The organism is Herbaspirillum sp. 1130 (assembly GCF_017833835.1).
Lineage (GTDB): Bacteria > Pseudomonadota > Gammaproteobacteria > Burkholderiales > Burkholderiaceae_D > Herbaspirillum > Herbaspirillum huttiense.
Genome location: NZ_JAFICQ010000005.1, coordinates 100,221 through 120,401, shown reverse-complemented (window position 1 = coordinate 120,401; position 20,181 = coordinate 100,221). Strand labels below are relative to the sequence as shown.

Here is a 20,181-nt window from a genome sequence, read left to right as displayed (position 1 = left end):
CCAACCCGAACAAGGACTCGATATGGACATGAAAACACAAGCCTCCACCCTGCGCATCGACGGCACGCGCCTGTGGGATTCACTGATGGAACTGGCCCGCATCGGCGGCACTGCCAAGGGCGGCGTCTGTCGCCTGGCCCTGACCGACCTCGACAAGCAGGGCCGCGACCTGGTCACGTCCTGGGCGCGCGCTGAAGGCATGAGCGTGGTGGTGGACCAGATCGGCAACATCTTCATGCGCCGCCCCGGCCGCAACAATGCGCTGCCGCCGGTGATGACGGGCTCGCACATCGATACGCAGCCCACTGGCGGCAAGTTCGACGGCAACTACGGCGTGCTCTCCGGCATCGAGGTGATCCGTACGCTGAACCAGCACAACATCCAGACCGAGGCTCCCATCGAAGTGGCGGTATGGACCAACGAAGAAGGCTCGCGCTTCGTGCCGGTGATGATGGGCTCGGGCGTGTTCTGCGGGGCCTTCACGCTGGAGCATGCCTACAACGCCACCGATATCGACGGCAAGAAGGTGCGCGACGAACTGGAACGCATCGGCTACATCGGTGAGCAGGTCTGCGGCGACCATCCCATCGGTGCGTATTACGAGGCGCACATCGAACAGGGACCGGTGCTGGAAAATGCCGATACCGTCATCGGCGTGGTGCCGGCGGTGCTGGGGCTGTCGTGGTACGACTGCACGGTGACCGGTTTTGAATCGCATGCCGGGCCGACCCCGATGGAAATCCGCAAGGATGCGCTGCAGGTATCGACCTTCATCATGCAGGAAGTAGTGGCCATCGCCAACCGCTATCCGCCTTACGGACGCGGCACGGTGGGCCAGGTGCAGGTGATGCCCAACAGCCGCAACGTGATTCCGGGGCAGGTGAAATTTTCCATCGACCTGCGCAACGTCAGCGAGGACTCGCTCACGCGCATGCATGAAGACCTGCTGGCCTACCTGGAAGCGATGCGCAAGAAGACCGGGCTGTCCATCGAACTGGAGCGGGTGTCGTACTTCCCGCCCTGCCCCTTCCATCCGGATTGCGTGGACAACGTGCGCGCGGCCTCGGCCGCGCTGGGCTACAAGACCATGGACGTGGTCTCCGGCGCGGGACACGACGCCATCTATGCCGCACGCCTGGCACCGGCAGGCATGATCTTCGTGCCCTGCAAGGATGGGGTCTCCCACAACGAGATCGAAGACGCCCGCCCCGAACACCTCGAAGCCGGCTGCAACGTGCTGTTGCAGGCCATGCTGGCCAGCGCGGGCGTGGTCGCCGACTGATCATTGCATGAATTTGGATTGATGCAAAAAACTGAACATGAAACCGAAAATCGTCATTGCACGCATGAATCACGAGACCAATACCTTCTCGCCGATTCCCACACCCCTTGAAGCCTTCGCCCCGCAATGGGATGCCGAAGCGTATCGCGACCAGAAGGGTGCGCGCACCGCGATGGGCGCCTTCCTCGAACTGGCCGAACAGACCGGCGCCGAGATCGTCACGCCGCTGGCTGCATGGGCCAATCCCAGTGCGGCGGTGGCGGCCGATGCCTACACGGTGATGTGCGACGCCATCGTGCGTGCCATTGAAGGTGGCTGCGATGCCATCCTGCTGGACCTGCATGGCGCCATGGTGGCCGAGAACGCCGAGGATGGCGAAGGCACGCTGCTCGAACGCATCCGCCGCATCGCGCCCGATACGCCCATGGCGGTGGCGCTGGACCTGCATGGCAACGTCACGCGAAAGATGGTCACGCATGCCGATGTGATCGTCAGCTTCAAGACCTATCCGCACATCGACATGTTCGAGACCGGCGAGCATGCCGGCCGCCTGCTGCTGGCACGGCTGCAGGGCAAGTCGCAGCCAACGATGGCCTGGCGCCAGGTGCCGGTGCTGTCGGCCACGCTGACCAGCAATACCTCGGCCTCGGCCATGCAGCGCGCTGTGGAAGCGGCCAAAGCCGCCGAGCAGGAAGCGGGCGTGCTGGCGGTGTCAGTGCTGGCGGGCTTCCCGCTGTCGGATTTCCGCGATGCGGGGATGTCGGTGGTGGTGGTGACCGAGAACGACACCGCACTGGCCGATGCCGTGGCCGAGCGCATCGCGCGGCAGATCTGGAATGAACGTGACGACTTCGTCTATGACAGCCTGCCGCTGGCCGAATCGCTGGCGCAGGCCCGTGCACTGAGCGAGGGACCGGGACAAGGGCCGGTGCTGCTGCTGGATCACAGCGACAACGTCATGTCGGGCGGTACTTGCAACACTATGGACGTGCTGGAAGGCGCTCTGCAGGCGGGTCTCACGGGCATTGCCGTGGGCCCGGTGAGCGACCCGGAAGCGGTGGCGCAGCTGGTGCAGGCCGGGGTGGGTGCGACCGTCACGCTGGCCGTGGGCAACAAGGTGGACCTGGCTGCGCAGGGCATCAGCAAGACGCCGCCGGTTTATACCGGAAAGGTATCGGCCATCAGCGATGGCCGTTTCACCGTCACCGGGCCGATCTACACCGGCTCGACCTTGCAGATGGGGCGCAGCGTGCTGCTGGACATCGGTGCAGCGCGCATCGTCATCACTGAAGAGCGGGTCGAACCGTATGACCTTGGCGTCTTCACCAGCCTGGGCCTGGACCCGGCGCAGCAAGCCTTCCTGATCCTGAAGTCGCGCATGTATTGCCGTCCGGTCTTCGTGCCCATCAGCCGCGCGTTGGTAGAGTGCGACTCCGACAGCGGCGGCCCGACCAGCGCCAATTTCAGGCTGTTCCCGATCAAGAAGGTGCGCCGTCCGATCTATCCGCTGGATCCGGCCATGGACTGGTAACACGCACCGGGCTTGCGCTGCGGGCCGATGGGCTTTGCCGTAATACAACACCCCGGTATCGGGATATTCCCGAGTTGTGCCGTGCCGGGGAGGGCCTGTGTTAGCCTGCAAAGACAGCAAGGATGGGCTGCCCGTCCTTGCTGCCAGCGCCCGGCTCACGTTCACAACAGAAAAACAGCACACCAGCCGCCGGTCGCATCACTCAATCAGGGGAGACGGAATGAAAAACCTCAAGATCGGCGTACGCCTGGCCATCGGCTTCATTGCCTTGCTGATGTTGATGGCCGTGATGGTCGGCCTGGGCGTGTGGCGACTGGGCAATATCGGGGACGCCACCGACGAGATGACCCAGATCGCGCTGAAGAAAGAACGCGATGCCGTACAGTGGCATGCGGCCATCAAGGAAAACGGCGTGCGCACCTTCGCCGTCATGAAGAGTGATGACGATGCCTTCCAGCAATACTTCCAGAAGCAGATCGATGCGCAATCGGCCAAGATCAGCCAGCTGCAGAAGCAAGTGGAAGCGGCCATCACCGATCCCGAGGAAAAGCGTCTCTTCGCGGAAGTCGGCAAGCTGCGTGCAGCCTATCGCGATACGCGGCAAAAGATCTTCGACATCAAGACCGCCGGCGACGATGCACGCGCCCGCGAGATGACCGATACCACGCTGGTGAAGATGATGGATGAGTACGCCGACAGCGTGCTGCGCTACGCCGATTACCAGAAAAAGGTGATCGACCAGGCCGCCAGCGAGATCAACGGCGACTATCGTTCCGGCCGCAGCATGCTGCTGATGCTGGGTGCGCTGGAAATCGTGCTGGGCACGGCACTGGCCTGGCTGCTCACGCGCAGCATCACGCGCCCGCTGAACCAGGCGGTGAGCATCGCAGAAACGGTGGCCGCAGGCGACCTCACCTCGCGCATCGAGGCCAATAGCCGGGACGAAACCGGCCAGCTGCTGGCCGCGCTCAAGTCCATGAATGGCAACCTGCAGGACATCGTGGGGCGGGTGCGTTCCGGCACCGAGACCATCAACGTCGCCTCGCGCGAGATTGCCACCGGCAACCTCGACCTGTCGGCGCGCACGGAACAGCAGGCCGGATCGCTCGAAGAGACCGCATCGGCCATGGAACAGCTCACCTCCACCGTCAAGCAGAACGCCGACAATGCGCGCCAGGCCAATGCGCTGGCCGCATCGGCCTCACAGGTGGCCAGCCAGGGTGGTGCGGTGGTGGAGCAGGTGGTGGCGACCATGGGCGAGATCCACGCTTCGTCGCAGAAGATCGCCGACATCATCGGCGTGATCGATGGCATCGCCTTCCAGACCAACATCCTGGCCCTGAACGCCGCCGTGGAAGCGGCGCGCGCGGGGGAACAGGGACGCGGCTTTGCGGTGGTGGCCTCCGAAGTGCGCTCGCTGGCGCAGCGTTCAGCGTCGGCGGCCAAGGAGATCAAGCAGCTGATCGGGGATTCCGTGGAAAAGGTCGGCGACGGCAGCCGCCTGGTAGCCCAGGCCGGTGACACCATGCAGGAGGTGGTGCACAGCGTGGCGCGCGTGACCGAGATCGTGCGCGAGATCACGCTGGCCAGCCAGGAACAGAGCGATGGCATCGAACAGGTCAACCTGGCCATCACCCATATCGATGAAGCCACGCAGCAGAATGCGGCGCTGGTGGAAGAAGCGGCGGCGGCGGCGCGCTCCATGCAGGATCAGGCGGCCTCGCTGACCGAGGCGGTCAGCGTGTTTCGTCTCGATACCACCTTGGTAGCGGACGCGCCAGCGCGCCCTCAGTAATCGCTCAACGCGGCACGTCGCCTTCGACGGTGGTGCGATAGAGCGTACGGCGCAGGTGTTGCGGGGTGATGGCGGCGTAGTGCTGGGTGCTGCGGTTGTCCCAGAACACCATGTCATGCGCCTGCCATTGGTGCGTGTAGACATTCTCCGGACGGGTGATGTGGGCGTGCAGTTCCTTGAGGAGCGCATCGCTTTCGTCACGCGGGATGCCGATGATGTGCGAGGTAAAGCCTTCGCTCACGAACAGGATCTTGCGGCCACTTTCCGGATGGGTGATGACCACCGGATGCTCCACCGGCGGCACCTCATCGATCTGCTGCTGCGTCAGCGGCTGGCGCCACGGCGAGAGCTTGCGCAGGCGCTCGTAGCGGTAGACGTAGGAGTGCACGGCGCGCTTGCCTTCGAGCTGGGTCTTGAGCGCAGCGGGCAGGCTGTCCCAGGCGGCAGCGGTATTGGCGTAGAGCGTATCGCCGCGTTCAGCGGGCAATTCTTGCGAATGCAGCAGCGCGCCCAGGCTGGGCTTGGGCATGTAGGACAGGTCCGAGTGCCAGTCCGCGCCGGCATCGACCAGGCCGATGGGCTTGCCGTTCTCGACCACGTTGGAGACGATCAGGATCTCCGGATGCCCGGCCAGGTGGAAACGGTTCAGCACGTGCACCTGCAGGGGACCAAAGCGGCGGCTGAAATCGATGTGCTGCTGCGGCGTGATGCGCTGCTCGCGGAACACCACCACCCCATGCTCGACCAGGGCACCGCGAATGCGCGCCAGCTCTTGCGCCGAGACCGGCAGGTTCAGGTCCAGGCCAACGATTTCCGCGCCCAGCGGGGCGTCGAAAGGACGGATTTCGAAGTGTTGTTGCGACTGATGCGTGCGTTCCAGTGTGGCGACCGACATGGGGGCTCCTGTGTAGGCGGTACCAGCCCGGCGCATGTCCGGCTGGCCAAACGCTTATTACACTCCCCCGGCTACCCCGGTACAAGTAAGAATAATTCATATCCTTATGCAGCAAACGAGATAGGGCCTGCCGCAACCCCATTAAAATGGCGAGGATGAAACCGTCCGAGCCTTCTCCTTCACTTCACCCCGGAACCGCCCATGCTGCGGCAAGGTCCCTGCCGCCACGCCCCGACGTCAGCGGCCTGAGCGCGGAGGAAGCTGCGGCACGCAAGGCTGCGCGCGACCAGCGCGATGCCCAGGTGCGTGGCGTGAGTTCGGTGGCCGAGATGCGTGAGGCCATCCGTGCGGCCAGTGCGGTGTTGCCTGCGGTGCATGAGATCGCGCGCATTGGTCCGCAGAAAACGGCGGCCTTCCGTGAACGGGCGCGGGCGGGATTGCCGTTCATCATGACGGGCATGGCCAGCCGCTGGCCGCTCTCGGCGATGTCGGTGCAAGCGCTGCGGGAACACTTCGGCCAGTTGCCGGTGCGGGCCCGCGTGGGCGACTACATCAACACCGCCTTCGCTCCCGACCGGGCCATGCAGGACATGACGCTGGTCGATTACCTGGAACAGGCGCTGGCCGATGAGAGCGGGCTGCCGCCCTATCTGGGCAACCTGGAATTGCGGGAATTGAATCGCCTGTGTCACTGGCCCAACTTCTTCGAGAAGATGGGACCGCCGCGCTTCTGGATCGGCCCGGCCGGCTGCATCACGCCGCTGCATTGCGACTATGACGACAATGTCTTCGCGCAGGTATGGGGCAGCAAGCGCGTCTGGCTGGCACCGCCGCATCATGACCAGTATCTCTATCCGAAGGAGGCCAATGCCATCCTGTTCGGTTCGCCCTTCGACCCCGATCATCCCGACCTGGAGCGCTTCCCGCTGGCGCGCCAGGCGGCACTGGTGTGCTGCGAAGTGCAGTCGGGAGAGATGCTCTACATCCCGGCGGGTTGGTATCACCAGGTCAGTTCATTGACCTTCTCGCTGTCGAGCAATCGCTGGGCGCGGGGGCGGCCATTGGTGTTGGCTGCATAAGAAAAAACCCCGCGTCCGTTGCGGGACGCAGGGTTCATTGCGCTGCTGCTTTATCAGGCAAGGGCCTTGTATCAGCCCGCCAGCTTCTTGCGCAGCAGTTCCGTCAATTGCGCCGGATTGGCCGTGCCGCGTGTGGCCTTCATGGCCTGGCCGATCAGGGCGTTGATGGCCTGTTCCTTGCCGGCACGGAATTCCGCCACCGACTTTTCATTGGCCGCCAACACCTGGTCCACGAGGGCTTCCAGCGCGCTGCTATCCGTGATCTGCGTCAGGTTCTTGGCCTTGATGATGTCATCAGCCACGGAATCCTTGTCGGACCTGGCTTCCCACATGCCCGCAAAGACTTCCTTGGCGATCTTGTTGGAGATGGTGCCATCGGCGATGCGCTTCAGCAGCAGCGCCAGTTGCGCGGCCTTCACGGGCGCGTCGGCGATGTCGGTGTCTTCGCGGTTGAGCGTGGAGGCCACGTCACCCATGAGCCAGTTGGCGGCCGGCTTGGCCTGGTCCTTGCCCGCGGCAGCCACCACGGCTTCGAAGTAGGAGGCCATGCCCTTGGATTGCGTAAGCACCATGGCATCGTATTCCGGCAGCGCATACTCGGCCACGAAGCGCTCGCGCATCGCGGCGGGCAGCTCGGGCATGGTGGTCCTGACGCGCTCGATCCACTCCTGCGAGATGGCCAGCGGCGGCAGGTCGGGGTCGGGGAAGTAACGGTAATCCTGCGCGTCTTCCTTGCTGCGCATGGAACGGGTTTCCTTCTTGTCCGGATCGTAGAGGCGGGTTTCCTGGACCACGGTGCCACCGTCCTCGATCAGCTCGATCTGGCGGCGCACTTCGTAGTTGATGGCCTCTTCCAGGAAGCGGAAGGAGTTCAGGTTCTTGATCTCGCAACGGGTGCCGAATTTCTCCTGGCCGACCGGACGCACCGAGACGTTGGCGTCGCAGCGGAAGGAACCTTCCTGCATGTTGCCGTCGCAGATGCCCAGCCACACCACCAGCGAATGCAGGGCCTTGGCGTAGCCGACGGCTTCGGCGGCGCTGCGCATCTCGGGTTCGGTGACGATTTCCAGCAAGGGCGTACCAGCGCGGTTGAGGTCGATGCCGGTCATGCCCTGGTAGTCCTCGTGCAGGGACTTGCCGGCGTCTTCTTCGAGGTGGGCGCGGGTCAGGTTGATGGTCTTGATCTCGGTCTTGCCGTCCTTCTCGACGGCGAAGGACATGGTGCCGCCTTGCACCACGGGGATCTCGAACTGGCTGATCTGGTAGCCCTTGGGCAGGTCAGGATAGAAGTAATTCTTGCGCGCGAACACCGAGCGCGGGGCGATGGTGGCGCCGATGGCCAGGCCGAACTGGATCGCACGTTCCACCGCGCCCTTGTTCAGGACCGGCAGCACGCCCGGCAAGGCCAGGTCCACCGGGCTGGCCTGGGTGTTGGGCTCGGCACCGAAGCGGGTCGAGCTGCCGCTGAAGATCTTGGATTGGGTCGAAAGCTGCGTGTGCGTTTCGAGGCCGATGACGACTTCCCACTGCATGATGTTGTCCTTGCGAATGCTGTTGTAGTTGACGAGAGCCAGCGATCAGGCCGGTTCGCGCAGGTGCCAGTCGGTGGCCTGCTGGAACTGGTGCGCCACGTTCAAGAGGCGCGCTTCGTCGAAATAATTGCCGATGATCTGCAGGCCGACCGGACGCTTGCCGTTCTTCTCGCCCTGTCCGAATCCGCAAGGAATGGACATGCCCGGCAAACCGGCCAGGCTGGTGGAGAGCGTGAAGATGTCGGCCAGGTAGTTGGCCACCGGATCGTCGGTCTTGTCGCCCAGGTCCCAGGCGACGGTGGGCGAGACCGGGCCCATGATGACGTCGCACTGGCGGTTCTCGCCAGCCAGCGCGCGCTGGAAGTCCTCGGCGATCAGGCGGCGGATCTTCTGTGCCTGCAGGTAGTAGGCGTCGTAGTAGCCATGCGAGAGTACGTAGGAACCCACCAGGATGCGGCGCTTGACCTCGTCGCCAAAGCCTTCGGCGCGCGACTTCTTGTACATGTCGGCCAGGTCCTTGTAGTCGGCAGCGCGGTGACCGTAGCGCACGCCATCGAAACGCGACAGGTTCGACGAGGCTTCGGCCGGGGCGATCACGTAATACACGGGGATCGACAGCTCGGTCTTGGGCAGCGAGATCTCGACCAGGGTCGCACCGAGCTTCTCGAACTCGGCCAGGGCAGCGCGCACGGCCGCTTCCACGTCAGCGGCCAGGCCGGCACCGAAGAATTCCTTGGGCACACCGATGCGCAGGCCTTGCAGGCTCTGGTTCAGCGAGCGGGTGAAATCTTCCTTGGGACGTTGCAGGCTGGTGGAATCGCGTTCATCGAAGCCGGTCATGGCGTTCAACAGCAGGCCGCAGTCTTCGGCCGTCTTGGCGATCGGGCCGCCCTGATCCAGCGAGGAGGCGAAGGCGATCATGCCATAGCGCGACACGCTGCCATAGGTCGGCTTGATGCCGGTCACGCCGCACAGCGAGGCCGGCTGGCGGATCGAGCCGCCGGTATCGGTGGCGGTAGCGGCCGGTGCCAGGCGCGCGGCCACGGCAGCGGCCGAGCCGCCGGAGGAGCCGCCGGGGATGGCGGTTTTGTCCCAGGGGTTCTTGACCGCACCGTAGAACGAGTTCTCGTTGCTGGAGCCCATGGCGAATTCGTCACAGTTGAGCTTGCCCAAGGTGACGGTACCGGCCGCGTTGAACTGCTCCACCACGGTGGCATCGAAGGGGCTCACATAATCCTGCAACATGCGCGAACCCGCTGTGGTGCGCCAGTTGCGGGTGACGAAGATGTCCTTATGTGCAATGGGCACACCGGTCAAAGGACCGGCATCATTGCCTGCCAGGCGCACATCGGCAGCCTTGGCCTGCGCCAGGGTCAGATCGCGGTCCACATGCAGGAAGGCATTGAGGTCGCTGGCCGCAATGCGGTCCAGGAAAAGGGTCGCCAGTTCAGTGGCGGAAATCTTGCGCGCTTGCAGTTGCGCGGACAGTTCTTTGAGGGTGAGCTTGTGCATGGAGTCGGTTACGCTGCGGTCTTGCGGGCCGGCTGGGCCGGAAGCGGACGGTGGCTGGCGCGAAGCGCCGGATTCATTCAATGACCTTGGGCACCAGGTACAGGCCATCCTGGGTGGCCGGGGCCGGTTGCTGGTAGTCCTCGCGGCGATTGGATTCGGTCACGGCATCTTCGCGCAGGCGCAGTGCCAGCGCGGGTTCGATGGCGGCGATGGGGTGCGACAGCGGTTCCACGCCGGAAGTATCGATGGCCTTCATCTGCTCCACCAGGGCAAAGATGCCATTGAGCTTGTCCAGGGTGGCACCGGCCTGGGCCTCGGTGAGCTCCAGTCGGGACAGGTTGGCGATGCGTTTGACGTCGGAAAGGGCTAGAGACATGGTCGAAAGGACGCGCCGGGCGCGCCGCGTGATGTTGAAATTGGAAGACCCGTAGCCGCTGCGGCCGCAAGGCGTTTTCCGCAGCCTCGTTGCCGGGGGCAAGTTCGCTTGCGCGGCAGGTCGGCCAGGTCATGGCGTGGTGGGCGTAAAAAACGGCAAACCCGCGCCAGATGGCGGCCGGAAGGTCCCGGAATGCTGACATTTTTGGCAAACCGGCTTGCTGGTTTCTCGAGAATTATAAGGTAGAATGTCGGATTAATGCCTTGCAGGCGCCTGATTTTCGCGTCGCCGCAGCATGAACGGACACCTCCCCCTATCAAAAAGCTAGGCGCCCCCTCGCGGGCGCATCAGGACAACTCATGTTTGGATTTCTCCGCAGTTACTTCTCCAACGATCTGGCGATCGACCTCGGCACCGCGAACACGCTGATCTACGCGCGCGGCCATGGCATCGTGCTGGACGAGCCGTCGGTGGTGGCGATCCGCCAGCAAGGCGGCCCCAACGGCAAGAAGACCATCCAGGCGGTCGGCAAGGAAGCAAAGCAGATGCTGGGCAAGGTGCCCGGCAACATCGAGGCGATCCGCCCGATGAAGGACGGCGTGATCGCCGATTTCACCGTCACCGAGCAGATGTTGAAGCAATTCATCCGCATGGTGCATGACTCCAAGCTGTTCCGCCCCTCCCCGCGCATCATCATCTGCGTCCCCTGCGGTTCGACCCAGGTGGAACGCCGCGCCATCCGCGAATCCGCACTGGGCGCGGGCGCATCCCAGGTCTACCTGATCGAGGAACCGATGGCCGCCGCCATCGGCTCGGGCCTGCCGGTCTCGGACGCCACCGGCTCGATGGTGGTCGACATCGGCGGCGGCACCACCGAAGTGGGCATCATCTCGCTGGGCGGCATGGTCTACAAGGGTTCGGTGCGCGTGGGCGGCGACAAGTTCGACGAAGCCATCGTCAACTACATCCGTCGCAACTACGGCATGCTCATCGGCGAACAGACCGCCGAAGCGATCAAGAAGGAAATCGGCTCGGCCTTCCCCGGCTCGGAAGTCAAGGAAATGGAAGTCAAGGGCCGCAACCTGTCCGAAGGCATCCCGCGTTCCTTCACCATCTCCAGCAATGAAATCCTGGAAGCCCTGACCGATCCGCTGAACAACATCGTCTCGGCCGTCAAGAACGCGCTGGAACAGACCCCGCCGGAACTGGGTGCCGACATCGCCGAAAAGGGCATGATGCTGACCGGTGGCGGTGCGCTGCTGCGCGACCTGGACCGCCTGCTGATGGAAGAAACCGGCCTGCCGGTGATCGTGGCCGAAGATCCGCTGACCTGCGTGGTGCGCGGCTCGGGCATGGCGCTGGACCGCATGGACAAGCTGGGTTCGATCTTCTCGGCCGAATAAGCCGGCCGGAAGTCGCAGAACAGCCACAGCAGAAAGTACAGCAGCATCAAAGTACATGGGCCTGCCGGACAGCAGGCCCGGGCAGCAAGCATGAACCGGCAGCGATGTACTGCCGGATGAGTGGGGAACCGAACCGTTCGATATGACGCCGTTCACACCGACCAGCCACAGGATGCGCACCCCGCGTGCGCACCCGATGCAGCGTCGGCGGGTACGGGGTCGCCAGAGCGCCTCGGCTCCCCTTTTTGTTACCGTTTTCGACGCAGGAAGTGAGTTATCCGCCTGCAGCCGGTCACCTGGTGTGACCCTGCAGGCGGCCTGACGCCATGGAAATCCCACCACTCTTCAAGCAGGGCGCTTCGGCCCGGGTGCGCGTGACCGTCTTTGCATTGATCTCGGTCGTGATGCTGGTGGTCGACGCCCGCATGCACGTGCTGGGCACGCTGCGCCAGGCGCTGGGCACGGCCCTCTATCCGTTCCAGACGGTGGCCATGGTGCCGCGCGACGCCTTCACCAATTCGTCCGAATACTTCTCTTCGCTGGCCTCGCTGCAGAAGGAAAACCGCGAGCTGCGCCAGCAGCAGATCGTCAACGCCCAGCTGATGCAGCAGGAACGCCTGCTGGCGGCCGAGAACGTGCAGCTGCGCAAGCTGCTGGACATGCAGCAGAAGGTGCCGGTCAAGTCCATCGTCGGCGAGATCCTCTACGATGCGCGCGATCCCTTCACCCGCAAGATCATCCTCAATCGCGGCTCGCAACAGGGCGTCACGGCCGGCCAGCCGGTCATCGACGAGGTCGGCATCGTGGGCCAGGTGACGCGGGTGTTTCCGTTCTCCTCCGAAGTGACGCTGCTGACCGACAAGGACCAGGCCATCCCGGTGCAGGTACTGCGCAACGGCCTGCGCAGCGTGGCCTACGGCCGCGGCCAGACCGGCGCGCTGGACCTGCGCTTCATGCCGGCCAACGCCGATATCCAGAAGGGTGACGTGCTGGTGACCTCGGGCATCGACGGTGTCTATCCGCCGGGCCTGTCGGTGGCCAGCGTGGCGCTGGTGGAAACCCGTTCGGCGGACTCTTTCGCGCGCATCGTGTGCCGTCCGCTGGCCGGCATCGACCGTCATCGCCAGCTGCTGATCCTGCTGGTGCAACAGAACCTGCCGCCGCGTCCGGAGCCGGACGTGATCGATGAAAAATCGGCCAAGCTCTTCAAGCGTCGCCTGCGTGACAGCACCCGCGACAACAGCGCCGAGGATGCCAACGCCACGCCCAAGGACAAGCCCGCCGAGGACCGCAAAGGGGCCGCCAACGTGACGCCGCCGGCCAAGCCTGCGGCAGCGGCGGCTCCGGCCACCCCGGCTGCTGCTGCAGCCACCGCCAAACCGGCCGCCAAGGAATCCGCACGATGAACAACCAATACATCCTCCTGCCGGCCAGTCCGCTGTTCATCGCCTTCAGCCTGATCGTGGCGTTCGTGCTGAACCTGATGCCCTGGGGGCAGATGGTCGGCGTGCCCGACTTCGTGGCGCTGGCGCTGGTGTTCTGGAACATCCACCAGCCGCGCAAGGTCGGCATCAGCGTGGCCTTCATGATGGGCCTGCTGATGGATGTGAACGAAGCCACGCTGCTGGGCGAGAACGCGCTGGCCTACACCCTGCTGTCGTATTTCGCCATCATGATCCACCGCCGCGTGCTGTGGTTCCCGCTGCGCACCCAGGCGCTGCACGTGCTGCCGCTGATGCTGCTGGCGCAGGCGGTGCAACTGGTGATCCAGCTGCTGGTGACGGGCAAGTCGCCGGACTGGTTCTATTTCAGCGAGAGCCTGGTCTCGGCCCTGCTGTGGCCGGTGGTGAGCGTCCTGCTGCTGGCGCCGCAGCGTCGCGCGGTGGACCGCGACGAGAACCGCCCCATCTGAGGGGCCAGGTGCAAGCAGCATGACCGAATTCAAGAATACCGCGCATGAGCTGAGGCTGTTCCGGATGCGCCTGCTGGCTGCGAGCGTCCTGGTACTGGTGTGCTTCAGCCTGCTGCTGGCGCGCTTTTTGTGGCTGCAGGTGGTGCGCCACGATGCCTACGCCGCCCAGGCCGAGGAAAACCGCATCTCGGTGGTGCCCATCGTGCCCAACCGCGGCCTGATCCTGGACCGCAACGGCGTGGTGCTGGCGCGCAACTATTCGGCCTACACGCTGGAAATCACGCCCTCCAAGATCAAGACCAACATCGATGACCTCATCGATGAGCTGGGCACCATCGTGGAAATCCAGCAGCGCGACCGCCGCCGCTTCCGCCGCCTGCAGGAAGAATCCAAGAACTTCGAGAGCGTGCCCATCCGCACCCGCCTCACCGATGAGGAAGTGGCCAAGTTCACCGCCCAGCGCTATCGCTTCCCCGGCGTGGAAGTGCAGGCCCGCCTGTTCCGACAGTATCCCTACGGCAAGACCGCCGCGCACGTGATCGGCTACATCGGCCGCATCAGTCAGCGCGATGCCGAACGCATTGCCGACTCCGACGACGAAGCCAACTACAACGGCACCGACTACATCGGCAAGGAAGGCCTGGAAAAGAGCTACGAAAGCCAGCTGCACGGCACCACCGGCTACGAGGAAGTGGAAATCTCGGCCAGCGGACGCGCCGTGCGCTCGCTCTCGCGCACCCCGGCCACGCCCGGCAAGAACCTGATCCTGTCCATCGACATCGAGCTGCAGAAGGTGGTCGAAGAAGCCTTCGGCGACCAGAAGGGCGCGCTGGTGGCGATCAACCCGGCCACCGGCGACATCCTGGCCTATGTCTCCCAGCCCTCTTACGACCCCAACCTGTTCGTCGAAGGCATCGACCAGCAGAGCTGGGATGAGTTGAACAAGTCGCCCGACCGTCCGCTGCTGAACCGCCCGCTGTCGGGCCTCTATTCGCCTGGTTCGACCTACAAGCCCTTCATGGCGCTGGCCGCGCTGGAACTGGGCAAGCGCCGCCCGCAGGATGCCATCCGCGATCCGGGCTTCTTCGTGCTGGGCAATCACCGCTTCCGCGACGACAAGGAAGGTGGCCACGGCGTGGTGGACATGTACCGCTCCATCGCCATCTCCTGCGACACCTATTACTACATGCTGGCCAATGACATGGGGGTCAATGCCATCCATGACTTCATGAAGCCCTTCGGTTTCGGCCAGATCACCGGTATCGACCTGGAGCACGAGAAGCGCGGCATCCTGCCCTCCACCGAGTGGAAGCGCACCGCCTTCCGCAAACCCGAGCAGAAACGCTGGATCGCTGGTGATACCGTCTCGCTGGGCATCGGCCAGGGCTACAACAGCTTCACCCCGCTGCAACTGGCGCAGGCGACCTCCATCCTGGCCAACAATGGCGTGGTGATGAAGCCGCACCTGGTCAAGATCATCGAGGACGGGGTGTCCCACGAGCGCACAGAGACCGTGCCCAAGGAAAGCTATCGCATCCCGCTGAAGCAGGAAAACATCGACTTCATCAAGCGCGCCATGGTGGGCGTGGTCAAGGAAGGCACGGGCGCAGCCGCCTTCCGGGGCGCGCCCTACGAGTCAGGTGGCAAGACCGGTACGGCGCAGGTGGTCAACATCGCCAAGAACCAGAAGTATGATTCCAAAAAGCTTTCGCGCATCTACCACGACAACGGCCTCTACATCGGCTTTGCGCCGGCCGACGCGCCGCGCATCGCCATTGCGGCCGTCGTCGAGAACGGTGGCTGGGGCGCCGGCGTGGCCGCCCCGCTGGTACGCAAGGCCATGGATTACTTCATGCTGGGCAAGCGCCCCAATGAGCCGATCAAGTCGGTCGCGCCCGAGGCGGTGAGCCCGGATACCCCGGTCGAAGGTCCCACCTCCGAAGACGCCGGCAGCAGCAACACGCCGACGGTCCAGCCGGATGTGCAGGAATGAGGTCTGACATCGCAACAAGCAGTACGCACGAGGAGCCGGCATGAGCCTGCAACGTCCGCCCCTGTGGCAAATCATCAAGCCGCACCTGACGGTGTTCGACGGCGCGCTGTCGCTGATCGTGTTCCTGATCCTGTCGGTGGGCATCGTCACCCTCTATTCGGCTGGCATGAACTTCCCCGGCCGGGTGGAAGACCAGCTGCGCAACATCCTGGTGGCCTTCATCGTCATGTGGGTAGCCGCCAACGTCTCGCCCCAGCTGCTGCTGCGGCTGGCCGTGCCGGTCTATACGGTGGGGGTGACGCTGCTCATCGCGGTGGCGCTGTTCGGCATCATCAAGAAGGGCTCGCGCCGCTGGCTCAACATCGGCATGGTGGTGCAGCCTTCCGAGATCATGAAGATCGCCATGCCGCTGATGCTGGCCTGGTACTTCCAGAAGCGCGAAGGCATGCTGCGCTGGGATGCCTTCCTGGTGGCGGCGATCCTGCTGCTGATCCCGGGCTTTCTGATCATCCGCCAGCCTGACCTGGGCACCGGTCTGCTGGTGCTGGCGGCCGGCTTCTACGTCATCTTCTTTGCCGGCCTGCCCTGGAAGATCCTGCTGGGACTCTTCGTGGCAGGCGCAGCCAGCCTGCCGGTGGTGTGGTCCTTCATGCACGATTACCAGCGCCAGCGCGTCATGATGCTCATCGACCCGACCTCCGATCCGCTGGGCAAGGGCTTCCACATCATCCAGTCCACCATTGCCATCGGCTCCGGGGGCGTCACGGGCAAAGGCTGGCTCATGGGCACCCAGACGCACCTGGAATTCATCCCCGAACGCACCACCGACTTCATCTTCTCGGTCTATTCGGAGGAGTTCGGACTGATCGGCAACTGCGTGCTGCTGGTGCTGTACCTGCTCCTGATCGGGCGCGGCCTGATGATCACGGCCAATGCGCCCACGCTGTTCACGCGCCTGTTGGGCGGGGCGATCACGATGATTTTCTTCACCTATGCCTTCGTGAACATGGGCATGGTCAGCGGCATCCTGCCGGTGGTGGGCGTTCCTCTTCCCTTCATGAGCTATGGCGGCACCGCCCTGGTCACGCTGGGCTTGGGCGCAGGCATCCTGATGAGCATCCAGCGCCATCGCAAACTGGTTCAAAGCTGATCCAAACGCGTACTTTTCTTGTTGCATTAATGACAAGTTTGCGAGGATTCGTGAACTTGCTGTACTGACGAGTTGTCAGCCTCGGTGCATTGCAGTCTGGTATCGTTGCGAACATTCCGGCCGGGACCCGCAAGCACCAGGCCCCGCGCATCGACTGTTGACCAAGGACAGCCCATGGAAACACCCACTCTAGACCATCACCACCCGCGCGCCTCACTGGGCCGCGCCCTGCGCTGGGGCACGCTGCTGCTGCCCTTGCTGCTGGCCGCTTGCGGCACCAGCCAGCAGGCCCCGCGCCAGACCGCCCAGGCACCGGCCACCCCCACCAAGTCCGCCAGTACCCGGCCCTCCAACGTCCCGGCGCTGCCGGCGGCGGGTTCGGGGCGCGGCGGCTACTACAAGGATGACGGCCCGGGCGATCACATCCCCGATGGCCTCCTGGACGTGGCCGATGCCGAACCCCAGGTGGAACCAGTCTCCAAGGCCGCCAGCCGGCCTTATGCGGTGTTCGGCAAGACCTACGTGCCGATCACGGACAACAACCAGCCCTTCATCCAGCGCGGCGTGGGCAGCTGGTATGGCAAGAAATTCCATGGCCAGAAGACCTCTTCGGGCGAACTCTACGACATGTACAAAATGACGGCCGCGCATCCCACGCTGCCCATCCCGTCCTACGCCCGGGTGACCAACCTGAAGACCGGCAAGCAGGTCATCGTGCGCATCAATGACCGCGGGCCCTTCCACTCGAGCCGCATCATCGACCTTTCCTACACGGCTGCGCTCAAGCTCGGCTACCTCGGTACGGGTAGCAGCGAACTGGAAGTCGAGCGCATCCTGCCGGAAGAAGCCCAGCGCATGGCCGATGCACGCCGCAATGGCGGCGGCACCACGCTGGCGGCGGCCGATCCGATCAACCGGGCGGCCGATACCGGGGCCGGTGGGCAGGGTGTGTCCACCGGACCGGTGGAAATCAATACGGTCAGCGCGCAGAGCCTGCCACCGCAGCCGACCGTGGCGGCGGTACAGCCCATCAATGCCAGCACCAGCAGCGCCGCCGGTGGCGCGGGCATGGCCGGGGGCGGTGGCATCATCAATGCCGTGGCCAGCGGCTCGGCCCCTTCGCCGGCCATGCCGCAAGCGGTGCCGCTGACGGCCGGCTATTACCTGCAGTTCGGTGCCTACTCGCAGGAAGCCAATGCCCTGGTGGCGCGCGACAAGCTGCTGCCCAGCCTCTCCGGCATCGTCGACAGCATGCAGGCGGTGCAGGTCAACGGACTCTATCGCCTCTATGCCGGCCCCTACCCGACCCGTCCGGCAGCGCAGAACGCGGCCATGCTGGTGCGCCAGCGCAGTGCCGGCACGCCGTTCATCGTGGAGCGTTGAGCCGACTTCGGTTTTTGGGAATTTTCTTCACCCGCCCTGCAGAGGCATTTCAACGCAGGGCGGCGTGGCGGGCGATGCAGGGGCGGCCCCGCAAAAAACTTCATTTGATCGCCCGAACGGGCTGAACCGGGCGCCTGTGCGGCTTCAGGCGTCCTCGTCCTCTTGCGCGCCTTGGCGGATCTGCAGGGCGCGTTCATACAAGGCATTCTTTTTCTGGCCGGTGATCTGCGCGGCCAATGCCGCCGCCTGCTTGACCGGCAACTCTTCCAGCAGGATGCGCAAGACGCGCTCGCCCTCGGCATCTTCCCCCTCGACCGGCTGCGCCCCTTCCAGCAAGACCACGAATTCACCGCGCTGGCGGTTGGCATCCTGCTCCAGCCAGGCCACGGCCTCGCCCAGCGGGCAGCGGTGGATGTGCTCGAAGAGTTTGGTCAGCTCGCGCGCCAGCACCACCTGGCGGGTGGGGCCGAAGACCTGCAGCATGGACTGCACGGTCTCGACGATGCGGTGCGGGGCTTCATAGAACACCAGCGCGGCCTGCAGCGCGGCCAGTTCCTGCAAGGCGGTCTCACGCTGGCGGGTCTTGGCTGGCAGGAAGCCGACGAAGTGGAAACGGGCATCGGTCAGGCCCGAAGCCGACAAGGCCGTCACCGCCGCCGAGGCACCGGGCAAGGCGATGACCTGGAACCCTGCGGCGCGCACGGCGTCCACTACACGGGCGCCGGGGTCGGAGATGGCCGGGGTACCGGCGTCCGAGACCAGGGCCACGCGCTGGCCGGCCTGCAGGCGTTCAATGATCTTGGCGGCGGCTTCGCGCTCATTGTGTTCGTGGGTTGCCAGCAACTGCTTGGAAAGGCCATAACGCTGCAGCAACTGGCTGGTATTGCGGGTATCCTCGCAGGCCACCGCGTCAGCAATGGCCAGCACATGCAGGCCGCGCAGGGTGATGTCGCAGACGTTTCCGATGGGCGTGGCCAGCACATATAATGCCGACACCGGATAGCTTTGCTGGGCGGCATCCTGCAGGATGGAGGCGGCGACGCTGGAATTCTGATTCATTGGAGGGGGCGGGATGTTCACAAGTTGGAAGAAAATGACCGCGCAAGCGGCCCTGCTGGCAGGCATGCTGGCACCATGGATGATCACGGCCAGCGCCGCAGCAGCCGACAGTGTACCTCTGCTGGCCCAGGCTGCCACGCCTGGTGCTGCCGACCCCGCCCCGCTGGCCCTGCCGCCGGGCACCTCCCCGGAGATGGAATCAGCCGCCATCGGCGCACCCGCTGTGCCGCCACCCCCAGCTACCCCGACACCCGTGCGCGTGGCCCTGCTGCTGCCCTCGCGCAGCGGTGCCTTCGGCGCGGCTTCCGATGCCGTGCGCACGGGCTTCCTGACGGCCTATTCGCGCCAGAAGGAAAACATCCAGCTGGCCATCGTCGAAACCGGCGACTCGGCCCCCGACATGCAGCGTGCCTATGACGACGCATCCGCCAAGTTCGACATCGTGGTCGGCCCGCTCTCGCGCAGCGCCGTCACCGCCGTGGCGCAGAGCGGGCGCGTGAGCAAACCCACGGTGGCGCTGGCGCAGCCCGACATGAATGGCGAAACCGAATTGCAGTTGCCACCGCAGATGCTGGCCGTGGGCCTGTCCATCGACGAGGAAGCGCGCCAGGTCGCCAACTGGGTCGAGAAGGAAAAGGCCCCCGGCAAGATTTTCGCCATCTCCACCGGCACCGCCTGGCAGAAGCGCGCCGCCCGCTCCTTCCAGCTGCGCGCGCGCCAGCTCGGACTGCAGGTGGAAACACTGGAACTGAGCACGCCCTCCAACGCCCTCTCCGCGCCCGGCCTGGCGCAACTGGCCAAGCGCGTGGAGCAGGAAAAGCCGGCCCTGATCTTCGTCGCCCTGGATGCGGCGCAGACCGTGCAACTGCGCAGCGCCGTCGGCAACGAGCTGCCGCTGTACGGCACTTCGCAGATCAATCCCTTCACCCTCAAGCGTGACAACCCGAATGACAAGCTGCCCGAACTCGATGGCGTGCGCCTGATCGACATCCCCTGGCAGCTGCAGCCGGACAACGTGGCCGTGGCCCGCTACCCGCGCCCGGCCGTCAATGACAACGAGCGTCCCAATCCCGACCTGGCGCGCCTGTACGCGCTGGGCATCGATGCCTACCGGGTGGCCTATGGCATCGCCCAGAAGCAATCCGGCTTCGACATCGACGGCGTCACCGGCCGGCTGAACGTGAACATGGTCAGCGGCGGCACCACCTTCTTCCAACGCCAGGAAACCCAGGCCGTCTACCAGGATGGCTGGCCGGTGCCGATGGCCGACCAGTACTGA

Annotated in this window: 16 protein-coding genes; 11 read left to right on the top strand and 5 right to left on the bottom strand. The window is 64.6% G+C overall.

Annotated features, from left to right (window positions below; all coding sequences use genetic code 11):
- Nucleotides 1-22 precede the first annotated feature (22 nt).
- From JOD78_RS21995 to JOD78_RS21985, 3 genes are all read left to right on the top strand, one after another.
- On the top strand, nucleotides 23-1,282 hold the full coding sequence (locus tag JOD78_RS21995) for a Zn-dependent hydrolase (RefSeq protein WP_121041398.1): 1,260 nt from the start codon (nucleotides 23-25) through the stop codon (nucleotides 1,280-1,282).
- Nucleotides 1,283-1,319: 37 nt separating this feature from the next.
- Complete coding sequence (locus JOD78_RS21990) at nucleotides 1,320-2,813, top strand: M81 family metallopeptidase (protein ID WP_209569546.1); 1,494 nt, start codon at nucleotides 1,320-1,322, stop codon at nucleotides 2,811-2,813.
- A 220-nt stretch (nucleotides 2,814-3,033) separates the two neighbouring features.
- Complete coding sequence (locus JOD78_RS21985) at nucleotides 3,034-4,608, top strand: methyl-accepting chemotaxis protein (protein WP_209569548.1); 1,575 nt, start codon at nucleotides 3,034-3,036, stop codon at nucleotides 4,606-4,608.
- Between the two features lie 4 nt (nucleotides 4,609-4,612).
- On the opposite strand, the gene JOD78_RS21980 is transcribed toward JOD78_RS21985, so the two are convergent.
- On the bottom strand, nucleotides 4,613-5,503 hold the full coding sequence (locus JOD78_RS21980) for a TauD/TfdA family dioxygenase (RefSeq protein ID WP_209569550.1): 891 nt from the start codon (nucleotides 5,501-5,503) through the stop codon (nucleotides 4,613-4,615).
- A gap of 155 nt (nucleotides 5,504-5,658) precedes the next feature.
- On the opposite strand from JOD78_RS21980, the gene JOD78_RS21975 reads away from it, so the two are divergent.
- Nucleotides 5,659-6,582, top strand: a complete 924-nt coding sequence (locus tag JOD78_RS21975; protein ID WP_209569552.1) for a cupin-like domain-containing protein — start codon at nucleotides 5,659-5,661, stop codon at nucleotides 6,580-6,582.
- Between the two features lie 71 nt (nucleotides 6,583-6,653).
- On the opposite strand, the gene gatB is transcribed toward JOD78_RS21975, so the two are convergent.
- The 3 genes from gatB to gatC form a co-directional block, all read right to left on the bottom strand.
- Nucleotides 6,654-8,114 carry an Asp-tRNA(Asn)/Glu-tRNA(Gln) amidotransferase subunit GatB gene (gene gatB, locus JOD78_RS21970; RefSeq protein WP_134134197.1) on the bottom strand — a complete coding sequence of 487 codons (1,461 nt, stop codon included), beginning with the start codon at nucleotides 8,112-8,114 and terminating at the stop codon, nucleotides 6,654-6,656.
- A 45-nt stretch (nucleotides 8,115-8,159) separates the two neighbouring features.
- Nucleotides 8,160-9,626, bottom strand: coding sequence for an Asp-tRNA(Asn)/Glu-tRNA(Gln) amidotransferase subunit GatA (gatA, locus tag JOD78_RS21965; RefSeq protein ID WP_034340678.1), 1,467 nt, complete (start codon nucleotides 9,624-9,626; stop codon nucleotides 8,160-8,162).
- Nucleotides 9,627-9,699: 73 nt separating this feature from the next.
- Entirely contained in the window at nucleotides 9,700-10,002 is a 303-nt protein-coding gene (gene gatC, locus JOD78_RS21960) for an Asp-tRNA(Asn)/Glu-tRNA(Gln) amidotransferase subunit GatC (RefSeq protein ID WP_134223901.1), read from the bottom strand.
- 359 nt (nucleotides 10,003-10,361) lie between these two features.
- Here gatC and JOD78_RS21955 point away from each other — a divergent pair, with 359 nt between their 5' ends.
- The 6 genes from JOD78_RS21955 (at nucleotide 10,362) to JOD78_RS21930 (ending at nucleotide 17,843) form a co-directional block, all read left to right on the top strand.
- Nucleotides 10,362-11,405, top strand: coding sequence for a rod shape-determining protein (locus JOD78_RS21955; RefSeq protein ID WP_006465688.1), 1,044 nt, complete (start codon nucleotides 10,362-10,364; stop codon nucleotides 11,403-11,405).
- 326 nt (nucleotides 11,406-11,731) lie between these two features.
- On the top strand, nucleotides 11,732-12,811 hold the full coding sequence (gene mreC / locus JOD78_RS21950) for a rod shape-determining protein MreC (RefSeq protein ID WP_209569554.1): 1,080 nt from the start codon (nucleotides 11,732-11,734) through the stop codon (nucleotides 12,809-12,811).
- Nucleotides 12,808-13,317: a rod shape-determining protein MreD gene (gene mreD, locus JOD78_RS21945; RefSeq protein WP_034340686.1), complete on the top strand. Its 510-nt coding sequence runs from the start codon at nucleotides 12,808-12,810 to the stop codon at nucleotides 13,315-13,317. The genes mreC and mreD overlap by 4 nt, the downstream gene beginning before the upstream one ends.
- A 19-nt stretch (nucleotides 13,318-13,336) precedes the next feature.
- Complete coding sequence (gene mrdA, locus JOD78_RS21940) at nucleotides 13,337-15,310, top strand: penicillin-binding protein 2 (protein WP_121041252.1); 1,974 nt, start codon at nucleotides 13,337-13,339, stop codon at nucleotides 15,308-15,310.
- A 40-nt stretch (nucleotides 15,311-15,350) separates the two neighbouring features.
- Entirely contained in the window at nucleotides 15,351-16,460 is a 1,110-nt protein-coding gene (gene rodA / locus JOD78_RS21935; RefSeq protein ID WP_034340689.1) for a rod shape-determining protein RodA, read from the top strand.
- A gap of 174 nt (nucleotides 16,461-16,634) precedes the next feature.
- The gene (locus JOD78_RS21930) at nucleotides 16,635-17,843 is read left to right on the top strand and encodes a septal ring lytic transglycosylase RlpA family protein (RefSeq protein ID WP_209569556.1); all 1,209 of its coding nucleotides are present in this window, start codon (nucleotides 16,635-16,637) and stop codon (nucleotides 17,841-17,843) included.
- A gap of 144 nt (nucleotides 17,844-17,987) precedes the next feature.
- On the opposite strand, the gene rsmI is transcribed toward JOD78_RS21930, so the two are convergent.
- Nucleotides 17,988-18,902, bottom strand: coding sequence for a 16S rRNA (cytidine(1402)-2'-O)-methyltransferase (gene rsmI / locus JOD78_RS21925; RefSeq protein ID WP_134134201.1), 915 nt, complete (start codon nucleotides 18,900-18,902; stop codon nucleotides 17,988-17,990).
- Nucleotides 18,903-18,915: 13 nt separating this feature from the next.
- On the opposite strand from rsmI, the gene JOD78_RS21920 reads away from it, so the two are divergent.
- Nucleotides 18,916-20,181, top strand: a complete 1,266-nt coding sequence (locus JOD78_RS21920) for a penicillin-binding protein activator (protein ID WP_121041256.1) — start codon at nucleotides 18,916-18,918, stop codon at nucleotides 20,179-20,181.